The sequence below is a fragment of the Vibrio sp. OPT24 genome, from assembly GCF_015163545.1.
GTDB lineage: Bacteria > Pseudomonadota > Gammaproteobacteria > Enterobacterales > Vibrionaceae > Vibrio > Vibrio cyclitrophicus.
The window spans coordinates 186,212-203,689 of the sequence record NZ_JADDYI010000044.1; the positions used below are offsets into that span (position 1 = coordinate 186,212).

Here is a 17,478-nt window from a genome sequence, read left to right on the forward strand (position 1 = left end):
TCTCTCTACTAGGTATCCCACCATCAGACATGGCAGTAGACTGGAACCAAGTAATCTTTAAAGGCTTGGTTATCAAAGGTATCTACGGTCGTGAAATGTTCGAAACTTGGTACAAGATGGCGTCACTAATCCAGTCAGGCCTAGATCTAACACCAATCATTACTCACCACTACAAAGTGGACGACTTCCAGGAAGGCTTCGACATGATGCGCTCTGGTATGTCAGGCAAAGTAATCCTAGATTGGGAATAAGTTTTAGCTGAGTAACAAGATATTAGAAAGGCGACAGTTTTTACTGTCGCCTTTTTTACATCTCGGAACTCAAGAAAATGGGCGATATGATCAAGGTTCAGTTGCCCATTTTTTACAGCAATGAGTTGTTAACCCAATGCAGCAGCCTGCATGATTAGGCCACAGATGTAAGCGCCGTATGTACCGAGTGCGTAACCAAGTACAGCCATTCGACTTGTATGGTTTATATGTCGAGGAATGTTTCAACAATGTAAAAATTGAATTCATTTTTACAGAGCGATGAGAAATTAAAAATAATGGGTAGATCACATAAATCCTAAAGATCGCCGAGTTTAGCACGCTCTACCTAGTTAGCCGGTGCCCTGTTCGAGCTGTAGGTAAAGGTATGGGCAAAGAAAAAGCGGCATGAGAGCCGCTTTCTGAATTGGTATAGAGAATGGTTAGCTAGAACTTGCTTAGGACTCCTCTTCCTCAAAGCCGTCTGCATAACCTTTTGGCGGTGGTGTCCAGCCACGTTCGGAGCGAGAATGCTTGTCTGAACGGTCTTTTTTCATGTCTTCTTTCATCGCTTCTTCCAGGTGAATGAAGATCTGTCGGTAGTTATTGTCGTAGCGTGGATTTTCTTCGGCTTCAGACCAAGCTTGATAAAGCTTTTCAGATTTACGACTTTCGACACGTTGATACGTTGATTTTTGCTGTTCAACAAAAAATGGATGATGCCCAAGAGAACGCAAGGCTTGTGCGCCCATCTCAAGTGCTGAATGGTACGTTTCTGATTCCACAAAATCGGCGCCGGCTTCTCTTAAGCGATAGCTATGACCACGGTCAAATGCACGCGCCAAGATTTTAACTTTTGGATACGTGTGTTTTACGTACTTCACTAATTCGACGCTAGAATCTTGATTATCGATAGCAACAACAAGCATCGCGGCTTCTTCGATACCCGCGGTATGCAACAAGTCGTGACGAGTAGCATCACCAAAGTAAGATTTAATATTGATGGAGCGTAATAAGTCCACTTGGTTTGCTTGATGATCCAATACTACGGTATTGACGTCATTTGATACCAACAAGCGGTTTACTATCTGACCAAATCGGCCGATGCCTGCAATGATAACGGTACCTTTCTCTTCTATTTTGTCTTCTTCTCGATCGTTCGATTTTTGCTCGTAACGGGGCAGAATGACTTTATCAAACAGAATGAACAGACCAGGAGTTAAGAACATAGAGAGGGCAACAACCAGTGATAGTGTTTGAACAATATCCGCAGGTAATACATGGTTCTGTGCTGAGAAGCTGAGTAGTACAAAACCAAATTCCCCCGCTTGAGCCAAGCTCAATGTAAATAGCCAGCGGTCGCTGTTTTTGATTCTGAAGATCAAAGCCAGTGTAAACAACACCAAGGCTTTCAGCGCCATCACGCCAAGAGTTAAGCCAATGATGAGTGCGAAATCGTTAAATAGAACGCCAAAGTTGATACCTGCGCCTACCGTGATAAAGAATAATCCAAGCAATAACCCTTTAAACGGGTCGATGTTAGATTCCAGTTCGTGCCTGAACTCACTGTTGGCAAGTACCACACCTGCTAAGAAAGTACCTAGGGCAGGCGACAAACCAACAAGGCTCATTAGCGCGGCAATACCAATCACCAACATCAGTGCAGTTGCAGTGAAGATCTCGCGTAAGCCAGAGCTCGCAACAAAACGAAACAGTGGCCGACTTAGATAATGTCCACCGACGACCACAATCGCAATTGAAGCCGTAATAACAAGTCCGTATGCCCAACTTGGCAAACCTGCAACTAAACTGAGTTCATCATGGTGTGCAGCGGTTTGGGCGGCACTTTCTGCCAAAGCAACCAATTCAGGAAGAGCCAACAAAGGGATGAACGCCAGCATTGGGATAACGGCAATATCTTGGAACAAAAGTACCGAGAAAGCGTTTTTACCGCCTTCCGTTTTAGACAGGCCTTTCTCATTGAACGTTTGTAGAACAATGGCTGTCGATGAAAGCGCAAAGATCAAACCGATAGTTAAAGCAATCGTCCAAGGTTGACCAAAGAACTGTGCAATTCCCATCACGATAGCGGTCGTACCACCAACTTGAAGGCCACCAAGCCCCATCAATCGGTTTCTCATCGCCCATAGCATCTTAGGTTCAAGTTCAAGCCCGACTAAGAACAGCATCATCACTACACCGAACTCGGCAAAGTGCTGGATGGTTGTTGTCTCTTCGCCAACCAATCCAATGATGGGACCAATCACAACGCCAGCGATTAAGTAGCCGAGAACTGATCCAAGTCCAAGTCTTTTGGCAATAGGGACCGCAATCACGGCTGCAGTTAAATAGATAAATGCTTGTAGAAAGTATCCCGTCATTATTTAACCTCTGCCATCAATTCTTCCACAATATGGTTCAACTTTTCTGCCTTGTTGGCTCTTTTGATGTTGATATCACCTGCAACCAAGGCCTGTAAAAGCGTTCTGTAGCTATCGACATGTTGTTGAATACGGTTTTCTTCTAAAGCGGTACGAGATCCAAAAAGCGCAAAAGGCGCAAGATAGTTCATCCCACATAAAGACGCGGTTTGTTCAATTGGGTGAAGCAGTTCTCGAATAGTGAAGTGGTTGTAGCCATCACTTTGGTAAGCATCCTTTTTACCGCCAGCAGTGATGCAACACAGTAAGCTCTTACCTTGTAACTCGTTGCCATCGGTTCCATAGGCGAAGCCATACTCTAGAACGAGATCTTGCCACTCTTTGAGAATTGCCGGTGTGGAGTACCAATATAAGGGGAACTGAAAAATGATGATGTCATGGTCCAATAGGCGTTTTTGCTCACGATCGATGCTGATCTTGAACGTTGGATATTCGGCATAGAGGTCGACGCACGTGACACCGTCAACGCGTTTTGCTTGCTCAAATAACGGTTTGTTTGCTTCAGAACGATGTTGAGAAGGGTGTGCGAATAGCACTAAAACTCGATTTTTCGACATATAGCCCTCTTTGTATATAAACGAATAATACCTATTGGGATTATAGATATACAATAATAGAAGAATGCTTGAAGAACAACGAATTAGCTAATAGTGATTGTTTTTTCATTATCTCATTTCGTATAGTTTACCTTGTTTTAAGGCACTGTATTGTTTATACAATTCAATACTTCGAAAGGATATGAGCTTGTAAAACTAAATATTCGTTAATAATAAAAGCTAATATTTTTACTTTATGTCACCTTAACGTTAGAACGAAACCATTCGACAACTTTTCATACAATGATAACGAATAAAGGAAAGAGTATGAGTACAGATCTGCGTCAACAATGTGATTTTTTGCTTTCTGGTCACTTAGAACCAACTCCGGCACAAACATTCGCTCAGATGGCTCACTGGTGTGAAACAAATAATGTTACTCACGATAGCTACGGTGATGGCGAGTTTATTGAGAGTTTTGAAAAGAAAGTGGCAGATCTGCTCGGTTATGAAGCGGCTGTGTTTGTTATTACGGGCACCATGAATCAACCGACTGCACTAGAAATTGCGTGCCAAGAGAGAAGAAACCCAGTAGTGGCGATGCATGAATCGAGTCATATTATGCGCCATGAACGCCAAGGGTATCAGCTTCAAAATCGTTTTAGTGTTCTTCCTGTCGGTAACGTATTCCGCACTTGGAATGTCGATGACTTAAAGGCATGGCCTGATGAAATCGCAGCCGCATTATATGAACTGCCGATGCGAGAAATTGGTGGGCAGTTACCCGAATGGGAAGAGCTTGAGGCGATTAAACAGTACTGCAAAGAGCAATCGATTCACCTTCATATGGATGGTGCCCGCTTGTGGGAGTGTGGCGCGTATTACCAAAAGCCATACCGCGAGATTGCTAAGGGGTTCGATAGCGCCTATGTCTCGCTGTATAAAGGTCTCAATGGCCTTGGTGGTTCGCTACTGTTAGGCGATAAAGCTTTTGTAGCGAAGGCATCGGCGTGGATGAAGCGCCAAGGTGGTAACGTGTATCACCGAACGCCTTATGTGGTATCTGCTGCGATGCAGTTTGATGAGCGATTAGAACTGATGCCAGCTCTGTATGAACGCACCAAACAGGTTTATCAAATATTACAAGATTACCCTCAGTTCACCGTTAATCCGCGGCAACCGCAGGTCAATATGCTTCACCTTTATTTACCTGTGAACTACGAAGACGGCATTATTGTGAGAGATAACATAGCGAAGAAACACAAGATTTGGATAGGAAGCCCAGCGATCAGTGAGTTGCCAAACCAATGTAAGATTGAATGGTATGTAGGGGATAACTTACTAAATTTGCCTGATCATGAGCTGATAGACATTCTAGATTTTATTAGCGAAGAGCTGATTTGATCACGGAAGAGTTGAGTTGACTACAGAAGAGCTGACTGAAGAAGAACTGATCTAACTGAAATGGATACAGGAAAGAGTTCTTGTATCCATTTATATAGCTAGGATGTCCAGCTCTGTTACATATACTGGTTGATGTACACGTCGACCAAGAACATGAACACTGGAACCGTGCTGAGAAGCCCGAAGAAGACAATTGGCACCCAGTTCTTCATTTTCTTTTTAGGTTGCTCAGGGTTGTTCATAAATTCGGCCTTCAATTAGTTGTAGTTACAGTAGTAGTATTTGTAGCTGTCTAGCTTCGTGGTACTAAAAATCTAAGTGCATGGTATCAAATAAATGGGTTGAGCCCTATGTGGATTTAGAGAACCGTGGTGTGTATCAATCACATAAAATGTAAGTGATTCATAAGCGGTTCATAAAGGTTCAACAATAATGAACCTAATAGAACAAGCACTGCCTTACTCGGCATATAAAACAAATAACGTTCAAAAATTTGGAGAATACAGAATGAAAACAATAGGAAACATTATTTGGTTTCTGTTCGGTGGCGTATTTATGGGGTTAGCTTGGTGGTTCTTCGGACTGCTCGCATTTCTCACTATTGTTGGTATCCCATGGGGGCGAGCGTGTTTTGTTATGGGCAACTTCTCATTCTTCCCATTCGGTCAGGAAGCGATTTCGCGTGATGAACTAACCAATGAAATGGATATCGGTACTAGTCCGCTAGGTGTGATAGGTAATATTATTTGGTTCTTATTTGCAGGTATCTGGTTAGCAATAGGTCACATCATGTCAGCCGTGGCGTGTTTCATTACTATTATCGGTATTCCGTTTGCGATTCAGCACCTTAAGTTAGCGGTTATCTCTTTGGCGCCAATTGGTAAAACGGTTGTCGACAAGCGTGAAGCAGAAGCGGCGCGAGTAAGAAACTACAAAGGTTAAGATTACAGTATCATCTTGATTGAACTGAAAAAGCACATCGCATGATGTGCTTTTTTTATCTCTGGTTCGTTGCTTAAAAAGAAAACCAAGTTCTAAACGTTGTTGAATAGAACCTCTAACCTAAGTGTGAAATTGGCTTCTTCAATGTGCTTATCATAAGGCTCTCTTTCCCATTGGTAGCGAGGGGTTAGTTCATAGAATAACCACTCTTTCCAAACGTTTTGCCGATAAGTCACCGACACTTGTGAATATTCATAGTGGTTGTAAGGTTCGTTGGTTGCCTTGATAGTCGCGCTATATTGGAGAGCTTGATCTTGAGAAAGGTAGTGGTATAACGTCAAGCCCGTACCATATTCCCATCCTTTTAAATCATCGTTATAACCCGCAAAGTTCGACCATCTAGCTAAGAAATCATCACTTAGTGAAAGATCAAAATCGATATCGGTGATCTCTCCTGTCTCTTGCTTATCTTGATAAACACGTTGAGTCAGCCTAACTACGGCATCTGTAGTCAAAGGGTAGGTAAAACGATAGCGAGCTTCGATTCGTGGGCGCAGTGTTGCTTTGATATTGAAACTACTGTAACCCTTGGCATAGGCATCGTAGCGTAAACCTAATGCACTTTCTAATTCTTCTGAGTCGTTAGGGAAGAAATCAAAGAACTCTTCATCGCTGACTGATTCATAGATCAACTTCAACCGCTTACTGACAAAAGGAAGATGTAAACGCGCATTGAGTTTTGTTGAGTAGCCCACGTCACCACCTTCAGAGTAGATGAAATCGTTGTACCAACGGACGGACGTGCCAGCTCTAGCATCTTCTGTAATACGGTCATCAACAAAGAAGCTATCGAACCACAGGGCGGGTTGACAAAATTTACTGTTTAGGAAGTGGTAGGCTTTTTCTAAAGGAGCGTCTTCTAATGGCTGGCTGTGACACTCATTCTGTTCCTCCGCTTTAACAGAGTAGGACATGAGTGAAGCTAATAATGAGGTGCTAACTATCCAACGACTCAATGGAACCTGTTTGTTATTCTATATATCAATAGTTTAACTATAACCAAGCGATTACAACAATGCGACTTTTTAGTGGTTTATCGTGACTTTTGAGGTAGAGGCCGACAAATGAAAACGGACTCAGAAGGTGAGTCCGTTTGTGTTTACATTGATCTGTTTCTAGAACAATATTTGACCGAGCAAGGTCAAAATGTCTTAGTATCTAGATTACATTGCCGCTTCGAAGATTGCTGAAATCTCTTCGTGGGTTGCTTGTTTAGGATTAGTGAAACCACAAGCATCTTTCAGTGCGTTGTCAGAAAGTGTAGGGATGTCTTCAAGCTTCGCACCTAGTTTTGCGATACCTGTTGGGATATTTACGTCGTTTGCTAGTTGAACAATCGCGTTGATCGCTGCTTCTGCACCTTGCTCTGGTGTCATGCCTTCAATATTCACACCCATTGCTTTTGCAACGTCACGTAGACGCTCAGGGCAAACCTGCGCGTTGTAGCGTTGAACGTGTGGAAGCAAGATAGCGTTGCATACGCCGTGTGGAAGGTCGTAGAAACCACCTAGTTGGTGCGCCATCGCGTGAACATAACCAAGAGAAGCATTGTTGAAAGCCATACCTGCCATGAATTGCGCATAAGCCATTTGTTCACGAGCTTCAATATCGTCGCCATGTGCTACGGCTGTTCTCAGGTGTGCTTGTACAAGTTCAATCGCTTTAATTGCTACTGCATCTGTAATTGGTGTTGCTGCGATAGAAACGTAAGCTTCGATTGCGTGTGTTAACGCATCCATACCGGTTGCAGCAGTTAATGATGCAGGTTTAGCAAGCATCAACTCAGGATCGTTTACGGAGATAAGCGGTGTTGTGTGTTTATCAACGATAGCCATTTTAATGTGACGAGCTTCATCGGTAATGATGCAAAAGCGGGTCATCTCAGACGCTGTTCCTGCCGTGGTATTAATCGCAATCAACGGCATCATTGGCTTTTCAGACTGATCAACGCCTTCGTAATCAGCAATCTTGCCACCGTTAGAAGCAACCAGTGCGATACCTTTTGCGCAGTCATGCGGAGAGCCACCACCAAGAGACACAACAAAATCACAATCATTGTCTGTAAGCAGTTCAAGGCCATCATTAACGTTGGTGATGGTAGGGTTTGGTTGAGTGCCATCGAAGACAACAGCTTCAACACCACGTTGGTTAAGAAGATCTTGGACCTGCTTTACCACACCAATTTGGTTCAGGATTTTATCGGTAACAATAAGCCCTTTTTTAAAGCCTTGAGACTGAATACTATCAGCAGCATCTTTCAAACAGCCCGTGCCCATGAAGTTGATTGTAGGGATGTAGAATGCACTAGACATTGGAAAACTCCGTTAATTATGATTTTTGGTTTCTTTTATGTTGTCGGTAATCAGAAGGGAGTCTTTTGATCTGAGATAAGTTTGAGCCCGAACTACCACTTTGTAATTATGTGGTGTGATAGGGCTCATATAGCAATCGTTTTTATGGTTTTATTGTGTGTTTATTATCAACATCGAAAAGCTGAATTTTGGTAGATATGCAGGGATATTGATGAATAATGTGGCGAAAAATACACATTATCGTCTTGGTTCATCTTCGTTAGAAAGGATTATTTCAAGTTCAGGCTGAGTTAGACTGTGTGTAGGTTCTGCTTCTGAAATTTCATTTTCTTCTGGCTCTTTATCATAGTATTTAACAAGAAAAGGAGTAAGCATGATAGATGACGGTAAGAAGTGCTTCATAATACCTCCGGGTATTTGAGTGTATTTCTTGTATGGTATTGGTTTAATATGTGGCAAAATTTGCGATACATCATGACTTGTTGCTTGTTTTCTATAAATTCTTAGAACTATATTCAGGCTCACAAAAATGGTAGTAGAATGAACACTTAGCCTTTGAGGCTAAGAAAGAACAAAAATAACACGGCTAGATAGCGCGAATAATAGGACAGATAATGAAGTACGATTGGATATTCTTTGATGCAGATGAAACCTTGTTCCATTTTGATGCTTATCAAGGAATGAAGCTGATGTTTTCTCGTTTTGGGGTGGATTTCAGCGAGCAAGATTATTCGGCTTACCAAAAGGTTAATTTACCACTTTGGGTTGATTACCAAGATGGTCGTATTACCGCAGACCAACTGAAACACACCCGCTTCGAAAGCTGGGCCGAGAAACTAGAAACAACAACGGCTGCTTTAAACAGTGCATTTTTAACAGCGATGGCAGACATCTGTTCATTATTACCGGGTGCACAAGAGTTGATGGAGTCTTTAAAAGGCAAAGTGAATATGGGCATCATTACTAACGGTTTTACAGAGCTGCAGTCAATCCGTTTAGAGCGCACCGGAATGACAGATTACTTTGATCACGTGATTATTTCTGAAGAGGTTGGGGTAGCCAAACCGGACGCCCAGATTTTTGAATATGCACATAAGCTGGTGGGATTTCCATCCAAGCAAAGAGTGTTGATGGTTGGAGATAACCCGCATTCAGATATTCTAGGTGGGCTAGATTTTGGTATCGAGACTTGTTGGTTAAACAGCCAAGAAAAGGCAATACCTGCGGGTATCAACCCTCATTATCAAGTTAAGTCACTGGCTGACTTACAAGCGCTTTTATTGGCTTAGGCAATAACAACTAGCACCAACGAATACGCAATAACAAATAGTTTATTTCGTAAATTGCTCAATATTCGGAAGTCGCTTAAGTTTTCGCAAATTAATAACCGATGGCCGAGTACGAAAATGTACTCGGCCAAATATTTTAAACTTGGTTTAGCTTACAGAGTGATGACCACAAACAGATAAAGGAAGAGGCGTGCTGAAATCTCATCGTTATAGCTGCTACGGTATTATCGCCATTTTATTGTGGAGCTGCTTGATTGCTCTGTCTCGTAGTGTGTCAGAACAGCTTGGTCCAGTTGGTGGTGCAGCCAGTCTCTACACTGTGAGTGCGCTGTTGTTAGTGTGTGTGATGGGGTTACCAAAACTGTCACGCTTCTCTAAGTCTTACCTACTGATCGGTGGCGCGCTGTTTGTTTGCTATGAGATTTTCTTGGCTCTTGCTTTGGGAATGGCGAACAGTCGACATCAGGCAATAGAAATGGCCGTTATCAACTATTTATGGCCAGCACTGACGGTGTTATTTGCGGTGCTACTGAGCGATAAGAAGATTAACTGGTTGGTTTATCCAAGTATCTTCTTGGCATTTTTTGGGGTGGCTTGGAGCATCAGTGGTGATCAAGGTCTTTCTGTCGACCAAATTGCAGCCAACATTGCGACCAACCCAAAAACTTATTCAATGGCGTTCTTTGGTGCGATTATTTGGGCTGTTTATTGTAATTACACCCAGCGCGTTGCGAAAGGGCAGAATGCGATTGTGCTGTTCTTTATCGCTACGGCGGTCACTCTGTGGATTAAATACGCACTGAGTGATGAAACCGGTATGGTAATGACAACCAGTGCTGCAATTGATTTAGCATTAGCTGGCGCTTGTATGGGCGCAGGCTATGCACTTTGGAACACGGCGATTCTTGGTGGCAACATGGTGTTTTTGGCAACCATGTCGTACTTTACGCCAATCTTCGCGACGCTACTTTCCTCGGTGATTTTGGGCTTGTCATTGACTATGACGTTTTGGCAGGGCGTATGTATGGTAACGATTGGCTCTTTAGCTTGCTGGTGGGTAACAAGAGAAAAACCGACGGCAAAGGCGTCGGCTTCTAAAAAGGTTCAATCTCAGTCTTAATTTGCGCTTATGTCCCAGCGTCATTTGCTAGGTGAAAGCTTAGCTCGCGACATTGAGGTTCAGTTGCAGCTCATAAGGCATTTTAGATAAGCGTCGCTTAAGTTGGCGGCGCGTACGTTCTATATCATCGACCGCAATGGCTTGTTGGTTGTTGGTATGGATATCAACGTTAATTCTTAGCTCCGGCCCAACCTTTGTTACACCGATTAGCTCTAAATCTTGCTCTGCATCTTTGTCTACAGCGATAACGTTTTTATCTACCGTGTCACAAATATCTTTGGTTGCCGACATCATAAGCAGTTCACGCATTGCTTCTCTTAGCATATCGAAAGGTACTTTGATGAAGTAGAAAGACATCAGCAACATCATCGTTGGATCAGCATATACTGCGTACTCTGCTAGCGGAGAAAAAGTAATTAACCAAGCCGCCACGAAACCTGCCGTTACCGCTACACTCAACAGTGTATCCATTTGCCACTGCTTAGATTCAGCTTGAATCAGACCAGAAGAAATACGCTTACTTTTATTGGCGATGTACCACCAAGCGTAACCACAACCCAATACGTTGAAAATACCAAACAGAGTCGCGATAGAAGCATCGACTTCACGACCACCTGTCATCAAAGCACCGATCGCTGAATACAATGAGTAACCAACCACAAGCAGAATAACAATGGCTTTAATTGCGATAACAATCGGTTCGATGATCGCTCGACCAAACGGGAACTCTGTGTCTGAAGGGCGATTAATGTATTTTGAGGCAGCTAGTGACAATAAAGTTAACAGTAAGCTAATGAGAGAATAGACACCGTCAAATACTATGACTAGAGAGCCGACGAGAAGGCCTAATACCAGTCCACCGGTGGCGAAGCCTGATGCTAAAAGGGCTGAGAACAAGAGTACTCCGTTTTCGTTTTGGCTTTTCCTGTCACACATAATATTTTCCAGATGTTTTTGATAACTTCATTGTTCTAATATTGAGTTGGCTTTACAAACTTTATCTGATGATGGTTATATGCATTATTTAATTTTAATAAGTAAATCTATAATATTCATATATTTAGTTTTATTTTTAGGTGTCAATAAAATTGACGATGACTGTTTTTGGGGTAAAGTGTGCAAGCGAAATAGGATGGTTTATCATTAGTTAAATATATCTGTTGTTGTGCATTTTATAGATGTGTGAATTTGAACTGCTATTACTAAGGAGTAGGTGCATATGAAGTTTGACGATATCAGTGATAACGAGTTGTGGGTGATTGCTAACCCGATCATGGATAATCTGATGGAAGGTTCAACCAAAATTGACCATGATCTGCATTGCAGGGACTTTACTCAGCGAATGAAAGATATTGTTACGCCAGATTACTTAGAAAAGGTGTGCCATCATTATCAACATAGCAATGGCTTTTTTGCTGAGCGTGAGCCTGTCGCGCTGTTTAGACGTTCCGATTCAATTGCCTTTGTTTGGAAGCAAGCATACACGATTGCTAGAGGCGAATTTGTGGCTGAAATGGTGCTGGTAGAAGAAGACGGTCGCTACTTGGTAGACCATGTGATGGTTTTCTAATCTAGGAAGTCTATGATCGTTTTGCATCGATTTGGAAATCACCTGTTTAGATATTAACCGTTAGAAATCAAACAAGTAGTCGCTGAGCTGGTCGGCTAACCAATTCATTCCTGGGTGTTCAGCCATCCCTGCTGCTGTAAACATGCAGTAATCCTCTTGCGTCAAGCCGTAAGTGTGCTTGATCACCGCTAATTCCTGCTCGCGCAATAAATGACGAATTAATGGTTCAGGCATTACGCCCCAAGCTTCTTCTCGTAAGATTGTATCTAGCATAAAGTCAAAGCTAGAGAAACCTATGTAACGGCGAGAGAATGGCTCAAGCTCAGGATTATCCTTTTCGTTAAGGTAAACCATGGTCGCTTGCATTGAATTTCTCAATACTTCATCAGAAACACGTCGCATCGCACTCAGATCATGCCCTTTCTTACACACAGACATCATTCGAATTTTACCGAGTGGATTGTAGATAATCCTTGGATCGTCAACACGTTCGTAATCGACACCAAATGCGAAGTCGACTTGTTGGGTTTCAACGAGGTTAGCTAAGTCGCCGCTCGACGCGAGAACGAAGTTGAATGAAGTCGACGGGTACTTGTTGTTTAAGGTATGAGATAAGTCCTGCCACATCTCATCGGGTAGGGAATCATCTCGTGCAATCCAAATCTCTGCGTTGAATTCGCCCGAGACATGCAGGCAGGTTTGTTTAATACGCGCAGCCGTTACTAACATGCCTTCGCAGTCTTTGTAGATGGCTTTACCTGCTTCAGAGAGTTCAACGTGGTTTCCGCTGCGCACGAACAGTTCGACATCTAACTCTTTTTCCAAGGCTTTAATCGACATACTGAGTTTGGTTCGGTTGCATTCAAGCTGGCGCGCTGCTTCAGATACTGACCCTAAATCAGCAACAGAACAAAAGGCTTGGACTTGAGAAAGGTTCATTTCATTTCCATATTGAGCGGGTGTCGGTGCATATTATCTGAATATTGTGCTGACTATCTTAGAAATAGTCCATCTTTGCATGATAACTCTATGACGAATTGACTAATTTGGTTTACTCTGGAGAAGTTCCGAACCTACAAGAAGTAAAGATGGAGGCCATGATGGCGAAACAATGGGACGAATACGCCGTTGATTGGGATAAAGATCCCGCGACCGCAGTATTCGCACAGTCCGTATTTGACCAGTTAACACAGCTCGTTAATTTGAACGGAACCCGTGTCCTTGATTTTGGTTGTGGTACAGGACTACTCAGCCAGAAAATATCTCCTTTAGCAAAAGAGATCATCGCACTTGATATCTCCGAAGGGATGATTGAAGAGTTAGATAAGAAAGAGTTACCCAACGTTGAACCTGTTGTTGATCTTTTATCGCGCGGACTTGCAGCGCAGCATCCAGCATTCAGAAACCAGTTTGACGTAGTGGTAGCTTCTTCGGTGTGTGGTTTTATCCCTAACTTACAAGACACAGTCAGTCTTATTTACACGTTGCTTGAAAACGATGGCACGTTTGTACACTGGGATTGGTACTTAGACAATGACAGTGATGATTATGGCGTTAGCCAACAGCGCTCTGAAAACGTATTAAGTGCAGCCGGTTTTTCAGTTGTCGAAGTATCAACACCGTTCTCGATTGATACGCCACAAGGTACTTTGAAAGTATTGATGGGTGTTGGACGAAAACAAGTACTTCCTCATCTGTAATAGAGAATACATCTTGAGCTAGCATTCAGAGTACTCCTTCAAACACTAAACCCACATTAACGACTTAAGGTCAGTGATGTGGGTTTTCTATTTTTAGTCGTTTGTGTTCCAAACAGGCGAGCTAGTGAGTGCTTTTTAATATCTTCACTACCACTACCAACGGCAATACTGATTTCCTCTTTCCCATTTTGATCATAGATAAGTTAGTTTCCGACAAGTAATAAACTGGTAGTTTCCATTTTGGAAATGTATCGTTGACTACATTTCATTAGTGGAAATGCGGCTGTGAGATATAAAATAAGCCCATAATAAGTTTAAGGGTTTCATCATGAGCCACCAATCTGCGTCATCTACTTCTTCACCACTTTCAGATCAACAACAACGCTTTAGCAATATCATTTCAGATGCCAACCTGTCTCCAAAACAGAAGTCGAGCTATCTTGCTTTAGAAGCCGAAGCCAGCCTGCCGTATATGCCGGTAAGCAACGAAGTAGAGGAAGCCTTACAACAAGGTGTGCTATGTGACATGTTTGAAGGCCACGCTCCATTTAAGCCGCGCTATGTACTTCCAGACTATTCTAAATACTTACATCAAGGCTCAGAGTATTTAGAGCTTAGCGCGGCAACCAATTTTGATGAAGCGTTGAACATGCTTACCATTATCTACCATCACGTTCCATCTGTGACGTCGATTCCGGTCTACCTAGGACAGCTGGATGATGTATTGATGCCTTTTGTTGGTGACCTAACCGATGAACAGGTATATCAAAAACTTAAGCTGTTCTGGATCATGTTGGATCGCACGCTTCCTGATGCGTTCATGCACGTTAATATCGGTCCAACAGACAACGTTGTGTGCCGTACGATTTTGCGCGTAGATGCTGAACTGAAGCAGATCGCACCAAACCTAACCTTTATGTACGACCCTGCTGTGACCCCTGACGATCTACTTCGTCATGCGGCAAGCAATATCTGCGAGTGCGGTAAACCACATATCGCAAACTATCCAGCGCATGCCGAGGCTTACGGCGACAAGCGTTTTGGTATTGTGAGCTGCTATAACTCTTTGCCTCTAGCGGGTGGTTCAAACACCTTGGTGCGTATGAACCTTAAGCAAGTGGCGTTGAAGTCTGAGGATAGTGCTGATTTCTTACGACAAGTATTGCCGAATTACAGTGGCAAAATGGTTGAACTGATGAACGCACGTAGCCGCTTCTTGCATGAAGAGTCTCACTTTTTTAAAGGCTTCCTGGCCAAAGAAGGCCTTATTGAAGAAGACCGATTTGCGCCAATGTTTGGCATTTATGGCATGGCTGAAGCGGTAAACATTCTGTTGGAAAAAGAAGGTAAAGCAGGGCGCTATGGTCACGATGAACAAGCTAATCAACTTGGTCACCGCATTTCTGAAAAGCTGGCTGAGATCGTTGAAAGCTCTGAAGTGAAGTATGGGCTTGAGGGTAAAGCTTTGCTGCATGCTCAAGGCGGTATTAGTTTAGATGAAGATGTGACTCCGGGTGTGCGTATTCCTTATGGCACCGAACCTGACCCAGTCTCTTACGTTCGCGCTACCGCGGGTCACCATAAGTTCTACACCTCGGGTATCAGTGACATTCTTACCATCGACGAAACAGTGAAATCTAATCCTGAAGCGATGTTCAATTTGTGCAAAGGGGCGATTCAAGCGGGTTACCGTGAGTTTACGGCTAACGTCGCGTCAAATGATCTGGTTCGCGTGACAGGTTATATGGTCAAGCTATCTGATATTGCAAAATATGATGAGCAAGGTTCACGTACCAATACCACATTCTTAGGTGCTGAAGCGGCTAAAAACACAGGCATTCTTGAGCGCAAACCACGAGTAGCGAGTTTAGAGATGTCACCGACGTACGCTTAATACTTAAGCGTACATATGACAGCGAGCTTAAGTATCGTACTAATACTATGAATAATAAAAGTTTCTGATCTAATGACTCAAATGGCTAGGGTTAAAAATAATAAGACAGAAAAACAAGCGAAGGTCAGCCGTGTGCTGACCTTTTCTTGTGTTGACGGACCGGGAAATCGCTTGGTGCTGTTTCTGCAAGGTTGTAATTTTGATTGCATTACTTGTCATAATCCACACACCATCAATCATTGCAACCATTGTGGAGGCTGCGTTAGTGGCTGCCCAAGTGGCGCACTATTTTTGACTAAAGGTAAAGTTGTGTGGGACCCGGCAGCCTGTACAAATTGCGATCAGTGCATCGATAGCTGCGCTCATAAGTCGAGTCCGAAAATTACCACCATGACGGTCTCTGAGATTCTTACTCTCGTTAAACATAACGCATTCTTTCTGAGCGGTATCACTGTCTCTGGCGGTGAGGCGACGATGCAACTGCCGTTTATTATCGAGCTGTTCCAAGCAATTAAAAGTGATCAGCAATTAGCACACCTTACGTGCTTTATTGATAGTAATGGTTCGTTACCAATACAAGGTTGGGAAAGAGTATTACCATACCTTGATGGTGCGATGATTGACTTAAAATCATGGCAATCGGAAACGCATCAATGGCTTGTCGGAAGAGGCAACCATCGAGTCTTCAAAGCCATTAACTACCTTGCTGAGAAAGGCAAACTGCATGAAGTTAGGTTGTTGCATATCCCAAATAAAAGCGATCTCGAAGATGAAATTGAACAGGTGGGATGTTACTTGAAGGTGCTGCCTAGTGATGTTGGAATTCGACTGAATGCGTTTCAACATCATGGCGTGATTGGCGAAGCGTTAGATTGGCCGACATGCACCGAACAACAGATGCAGAGCTTTCACGATAAGCTCTACACCATAGTTCAAAGGCCGATACAAACCCCTGGGGTATATACCTAATTCTTTTGAAGCCTGCTTTCACAAAAGGAATTAGCTTGTTAGAGTTGCTTCCAGTTAATACCTAGGCTTCTAAGAACAAGTCACACAACCATTTGATCGCTTGGTCATTCATGTTGGGTTTGTTCCATACCAAGCTATACGCGACCTTACCGTAATCAAAAGGCAAGGGTTTGCTCACTAAACCTTGAGCTTGTTTAGCTTGTTCAGCCCACTGCTTAGAACAAGTGAACAAGAAAGGTGTGTGATGGCACAGCACAGCCGCAGCACCAAAATCTGCTACCGATATCGCCATCTCTCGTGGTTTATGACATTGAACCAGGTTTTGCTCAAAGTAAGGCTTGGAGAGTTCATTATCTAAGATCCCAATATGCTTATAATCTAAATAACCTTCAACGGTCAGGTCCCGCTGAGCGAGAGGGTGGTGTGCGCCCATTAAACATACCATTTCGTCTGGAAGAATCGTTTCCCAAACCAGTTCTTTGTTATCTGTTGGGGGCTGGGAAATATCATGAGGTAACAAGATCAAGTTTACCTTGCCACTAAGCAGAGCATCGAAGCCGAGTTGTTGCTTGGAGTAGATATTGAGCTTAGCTTTGGGGGCGAGTTCGGTGGTGATTTTGCTGATTTTAGAAGCGAAAACTTCAAAGGTACTTTCACGCATCGACAGCGAAAAGCTACCTTGGTATTTTTGAGGTGAAAAACTTTTTTGATGAAGCAATCCATTCATACTTGAAAGGATCGCGTGAACAGTCGGAGCTATCTGCAATGCAAATGGTGTCGGGATCAGCTTGGTGCCATCTCGGTAAAACAGTTCGTCATTTAGAATGTCGCGTAGTTGAGATAAGGTTTTGCTTACACTCGAAGGGCTTACACAGAGTTGCTCTGAGGTTTGCGTGACGCTGTGGGTATTTAGCATAATATGAAGCGCAGTGAGGTGCTTAAGGCTCACTCTAGATAAGTGTAAATAATCCATTTGTGACTCACGCATTAAGA

Annotated in this window: 17 protein-coding genes and 1 pseudogene; 9 read left to right on the top strand and 9 right to left on the bottom strand. The window is 43.1% G+C overall.

Features of this window, described 5'->3' with window-relative positions:
* A pseudogene (gene tdh / locus IQO02_RS22135) lies at positions 1–251 on the top strand (L-threonine 3-dehydrogenase); the annotation flags it as partial.
* 455 nt (positions 252–706) lie between these two features.
* Here tdh and IQO02_RS09400 read toward each other — a convergent pair.
* Positions 707–2,629 carry a monovalent cation:proton antiporter-2 (CPA2) family protein gene (locus IQO02_RS09400; protein WP_010428884.1) on the bottom strand — a complete coding sequence of 641 codons (1,923 nt, stop codon included), beginning with the start codon at positions 2,627–2,629 and terminating at the stop codon, positions 707–709.
* Entirely contained in the window at positions 2,629–3,246 is a 618-nt protein-coding gene (locus IQO02_RS09405; protein ID WP_010428887.1) for an NAD(P)H-dependent oxidoreductase, read from the bottom strand. The genes IQO02_RS09400 and IQO02_RS09405 overlap by 1 nt, the downstream gene beginning before the upstream one ends.
* Positions 3,247–3,552: 306 nt before the next feature.
* Between IQO02_RS09405 and IQO02_RS09410 the strand changes: the two genes are divergently transcribed.
* Positions 3,553–4,629 carry a threonine aldolase family protein gene (locus IQO02_RS09410; protein WP_010428890.1) on the top strand — a complete coding sequence of 359 codons (1,077 nt, stop codon included), beginning with the start codon at positions 3,553–3,555 and terminating at the stop codon, positions 4,627–4,629.
* Positions 4,630–4,745: 116 nt separating this feature from the next.
* Here IQO02_RS09410 and IQO02_RS22365 read toward each other — a convergent pair whose 3' ends face one another.
* Positions 4,746–4,871: a hypothetical protein gene (locus tag IQO02_RS22365; RefSeq protein WP_016769172.1), complete on the bottom strand. Its 126-nt coding sequence runs from the start codon at positions 4,869–4,871 to the stop codon at positions 4,746–4,748.
* Between the two features lie 265 nt (positions 4,872–5,136).
* Here IQO02_RS22365 and IQO02_RS09415 point away from each other — a divergent pair, with 265 nt between their 5' ends.
* Positions 5,137–5,571, top strand: coding sequence for a YccF domain-containing protein (locus tag IQO02_RS09415; RefSeq protein WP_032544929.1), 435 nt, complete (start codon positions 5,137–5,139; stop codon positions 5,569–5,571).
* 92 nt (positions 5,572–5,663) lie between these two features.
* Here IQO02_RS09415 and IQO02_RS09420 read toward each other — a convergent pair whose 3' ends face one another.
* The 3 genes from IQO02_RS09420 to IQO02_RS09430 form a co-directional block, all read right to left on the bottom strand.
* A complete protein-coding gene (locus IQO02_RS09420) occupies positions 5,664–6,545 on the bottom strand; it encodes a hypothetical protein (protein WP_010428896.1) in 882 nt (293 codons plus the stop codon).
* Positions 6,546–6,794: 249 nt separating this feature from the next.
* A complete protein-coding gene (gene yiaY / locus IQO02_RS09425) occupies positions 6,795–7,943 on the bottom strand; it encodes an L-threonine dehydrogenase (RefSeq protein WP_016794488.1) in 1,149 nt (382 codons plus the stop codon).
* Positions 7,944–8,180: 237 nt separating this feature from the next.
* Positions 8,181–8,345, bottom strand: coding sequence for a hypothetical protein (locus tag IQO02_RS09430; RefSeq protein ID WP_010428901.1), 165 nt, complete (start codon positions 8,343–8,345; stop codon positions 8,181–8,183).
* A gap of 212 nt (positions 8,346–8,557) precedes the next feature.
* Here IQO02_RS09430 and yjjG point away from each other — a divergent pair, with 212 nt between their 5' ends.
* Both yjjG and yddG read left to right on the top strand, forming a co-directional pair.
* The gene (gene yjjG, locus IQO02_RS09435; RefSeq protein WP_010428904.1) at positions 8,558–9,232 is read left to right on the top strand and encodes a pyrimidine 5'-nucleotidase; all 675 of its coding nucleotides are present in this window, start codon (positions 8,558–8,560) and stop codon (positions 9,230–9,232) included.
* Positions 9,233–9,422: 190 nt separating this feature from the next.
* Positions 9,423–10,352, top strand: a complete 930-nt coding sequence (gene yddG / locus IQO02_RS09440; protein WP_010428906.1) for an aromatic amino acid DMT transporter YddG — start codon at positions 9,423–9,425, stop codon at positions 10,350–10,352.
* Positions 10,353–10,391: 39 nt separating this feature from the next.
* On the opposite strand, the gene IQO02_RS09445 is transcribed toward yddG, so the two are convergent.
* Positions 10,392–11,288, bottom strand: a complete 897-nt coding sequence (locus tag IQO02_RS09445; RefSeq protein WP_010428909.1) for a cation diffusion facilitator family transporter — start codon at positions 11,286–11,288, stop codon at positions 10,392–10,394.
* 283 nt (positions 11,289–11,571) lie between these two features.
* Between IQO02_RS09445 and IQO02_RS09450 the strand changes: the two genes are divergently transcribed.
* Positions 11,572–11,922, top strand: a complete 351-nt coding sequence (locus IQO02_RS09450; protein ID WP_016769174.1) for a hypothetical protein — start codon at positions 11,572–11,574, stop codon at positions 11,920–11,922.
* 60 nt (positions 11,923–11,982) lie between these two features.
* On the opposite strand, the gene IQO02_RS09455 is transcribed toward IQO02_RS09450, so the two are convergent.
* The gene (locus IQO02_RS09455) at positions 11,983–12,861 is read right to left on the bottom strand and encodes a LysR family transcriptional regulator (RefSeq protein WP_010428915.1); all 879 of its coding nucleotides are present in this window, start codon (positions 12,859–12,861) and stop codon (positions 11,983–11,985) included.
* A 161-nt stretch (positions 12,862–13,022) separates the two neighbouring features.
* On the opposite strand from IQO02_RS09455, the gene IQO02_RS09460 reads away from it, so the two are divergent.
* The 3 genes from IQO02_RS09460 (at position 13,023) to IQO02_RS09470 (ending at position 16,485) form a co-directional block, all read left to right on the top strand.
* Positions 13,023–13,622, top strand: a complete 600-nt coding sequence (locus tag IQO02_RS09460; protein WP_010428918.1) for a class I SAM-dependent DNA methyltransferase — start codon at positions 13,023–13,025, stop codon at positions 13,620–13,622.
* A gap of 328 nt (positions 13,623–13,950) precedes the next feature.
* Positions 13,951–15,516 carry a YjjI family glycine radical enzyme gene (locus IQO02_RS09465; protein WP_016794489.1) on the top strand — a complete coding sequence of 522 codons (1,566 nt, stop codon included), beginning with the start codon at positions 13,951–13,953 and terminating at the stop codon, positions 15,514–15,516.
* Between the two features lie 72 nt (positions 15,517–15,588).
* Positions 15,589–16,485 carry a YjjW family glycine radical enzyme activase gene (locus IQO02_RS09470; protein ID WP_016794490.1) on the top strand — a complete coding sequence of 299 codons (897 nt, stop codon included), beginning with the start codon at positions 15,589–15,591 and terminating at the stop codon, positions 16,483–16,485.
* A 61-nt stretch (positions 16,486–16,546) separates the two neighbouring features.
* Here IQO02_RS09470 and IQO02_RS09475 read toward each other — a convergent pair whose 3' ends face one another.
* Complete coding sequence (locus IQO02_RS09475) at positions 16,547–17,458, bottom strand: LysR family transcriptional regulator (RefSeq protein WP_016788176.1); 912 nt, start codon at positions 17,456–17,458, stop codon at positions 16,547–16,549.
* Positions 17,459–17,478: the final 20 nt, after the last annotated feature.

Excerpts from the sequence above, each read along its gene's own strand:
- IQO02_RS09400 (WP_010428884.1), bottom strand. The coding sequence starts at position 2,629 with ATGACGGGATACTTTCTACAAGCATTTATCTATTTAACTGCAGCCGTG.
- IQO02_RS09405 (WP_010428887.1), bottom strand. The coding sequence starts at position 3,246 with ATGTCGAAAAATCGAGTTTTAGTGCTATTCGCACACCCTTCTCAACAT.
- IQO02_RS09410 (WP_010428890.1), top strand. The coding sequence starts at position 3,553 with ATGAGTACAGATCTGCGTCAACAATGTGATTTTTTGCTTTCTGGTCAC.
- IQO02_RS22365 (WP_016769172.1), bottom strand. The coding sequence starts at position 4,871 with ATGAACAACCCTGAGCAACCTAAAAAGAAAATGAAGAACTGGGTGCCA.
- IQO02_RS09415 (WP_032544929.1), top strand. The coding sequence starts at position 5,137 with ATGAAAACAATAGGAAACATTATTTGGTTTCTGTTCGGTGGCGTATTT.
- IQO02_RS09420 (WP_010428896.1), bottom strand. The coding sequence starts at position 6,545 with ATGTCCTACTCTGTTAAAGCGGAGGAACAGAATGAGTGTCACAGCCAG.
- yiaY (WP_016794488.1), bottom strand. The coding sequence starts at position 7,943 with ATGTCTAGTGCATTCTACATCCCTACAATCAACTTCATGGGCACGGGC.
- IQO02_RS09430 (WP_010428901.1), bottom strand. The coding sequence starts at position 8,345 with ATGAAGCACTTCTTACCGTCATCTATCATGCTTACTCCTTTTCTTGTT.
- yjjG (WP_010428904.1), top strand. The coding sequence starts at position 8,558 with ATGAAGTACGATTGGATATTCTTTGATGCAGATGAAACCTTGTTCCAT.
- IQO02_RS09445 (WP_010428909.1), bottom strand. The coding sequence starts at position 11,288 with ATGTGTGACAGGAAAAGCCAAAACGAAAACGGAGTACTCTTGTTCTCA.
- IQO02_RS09450 (WP_016769174.1), top strand. The coding sequence starts at position 11,572 with ATGAAGTTTGACGATATCAGTGATAACGAGTTGTGGGTGATTGCTAAC.
- IQO02_RS09455 (WP_010428915.1), bottom strand. The coding sequence starts at position 12,861 with ATGAACCTTTCTCAAGTCCAAGCCTTTTGTTCTGTTGCTGATTTAGGG.
- IQO02_RS09460 (WP_010428918.1), top strand. The coding sequence starts at position 13,023 with ATGGCGAAACAATGGGACGAATACGCCGTTGATTGGGATAAAGATCCC.
- IQO02_RS09465 (WP_016794489.1), top strand. The coding sequence starts at position 13,951 with ATGAGCCACCAATCTGCGTCATCTACTTCTTCACCACTTTCAGATCAA.
- IQO02_RS09470 (WP_016794490.1), top strand. The coding sequence starts at position 15,589 with ATGACTCAAATGGCTAGGGTTAAAAATAATAAGACAGAAAAACAAGCG.
- IQO02_RS09475 (WP_016788176.1), bottom strand. The coding sequence starts at position 17,458 with ATGGATTATTTACACTTATCTAGAGTGAGCCTTAAGCACCTCACTGCG.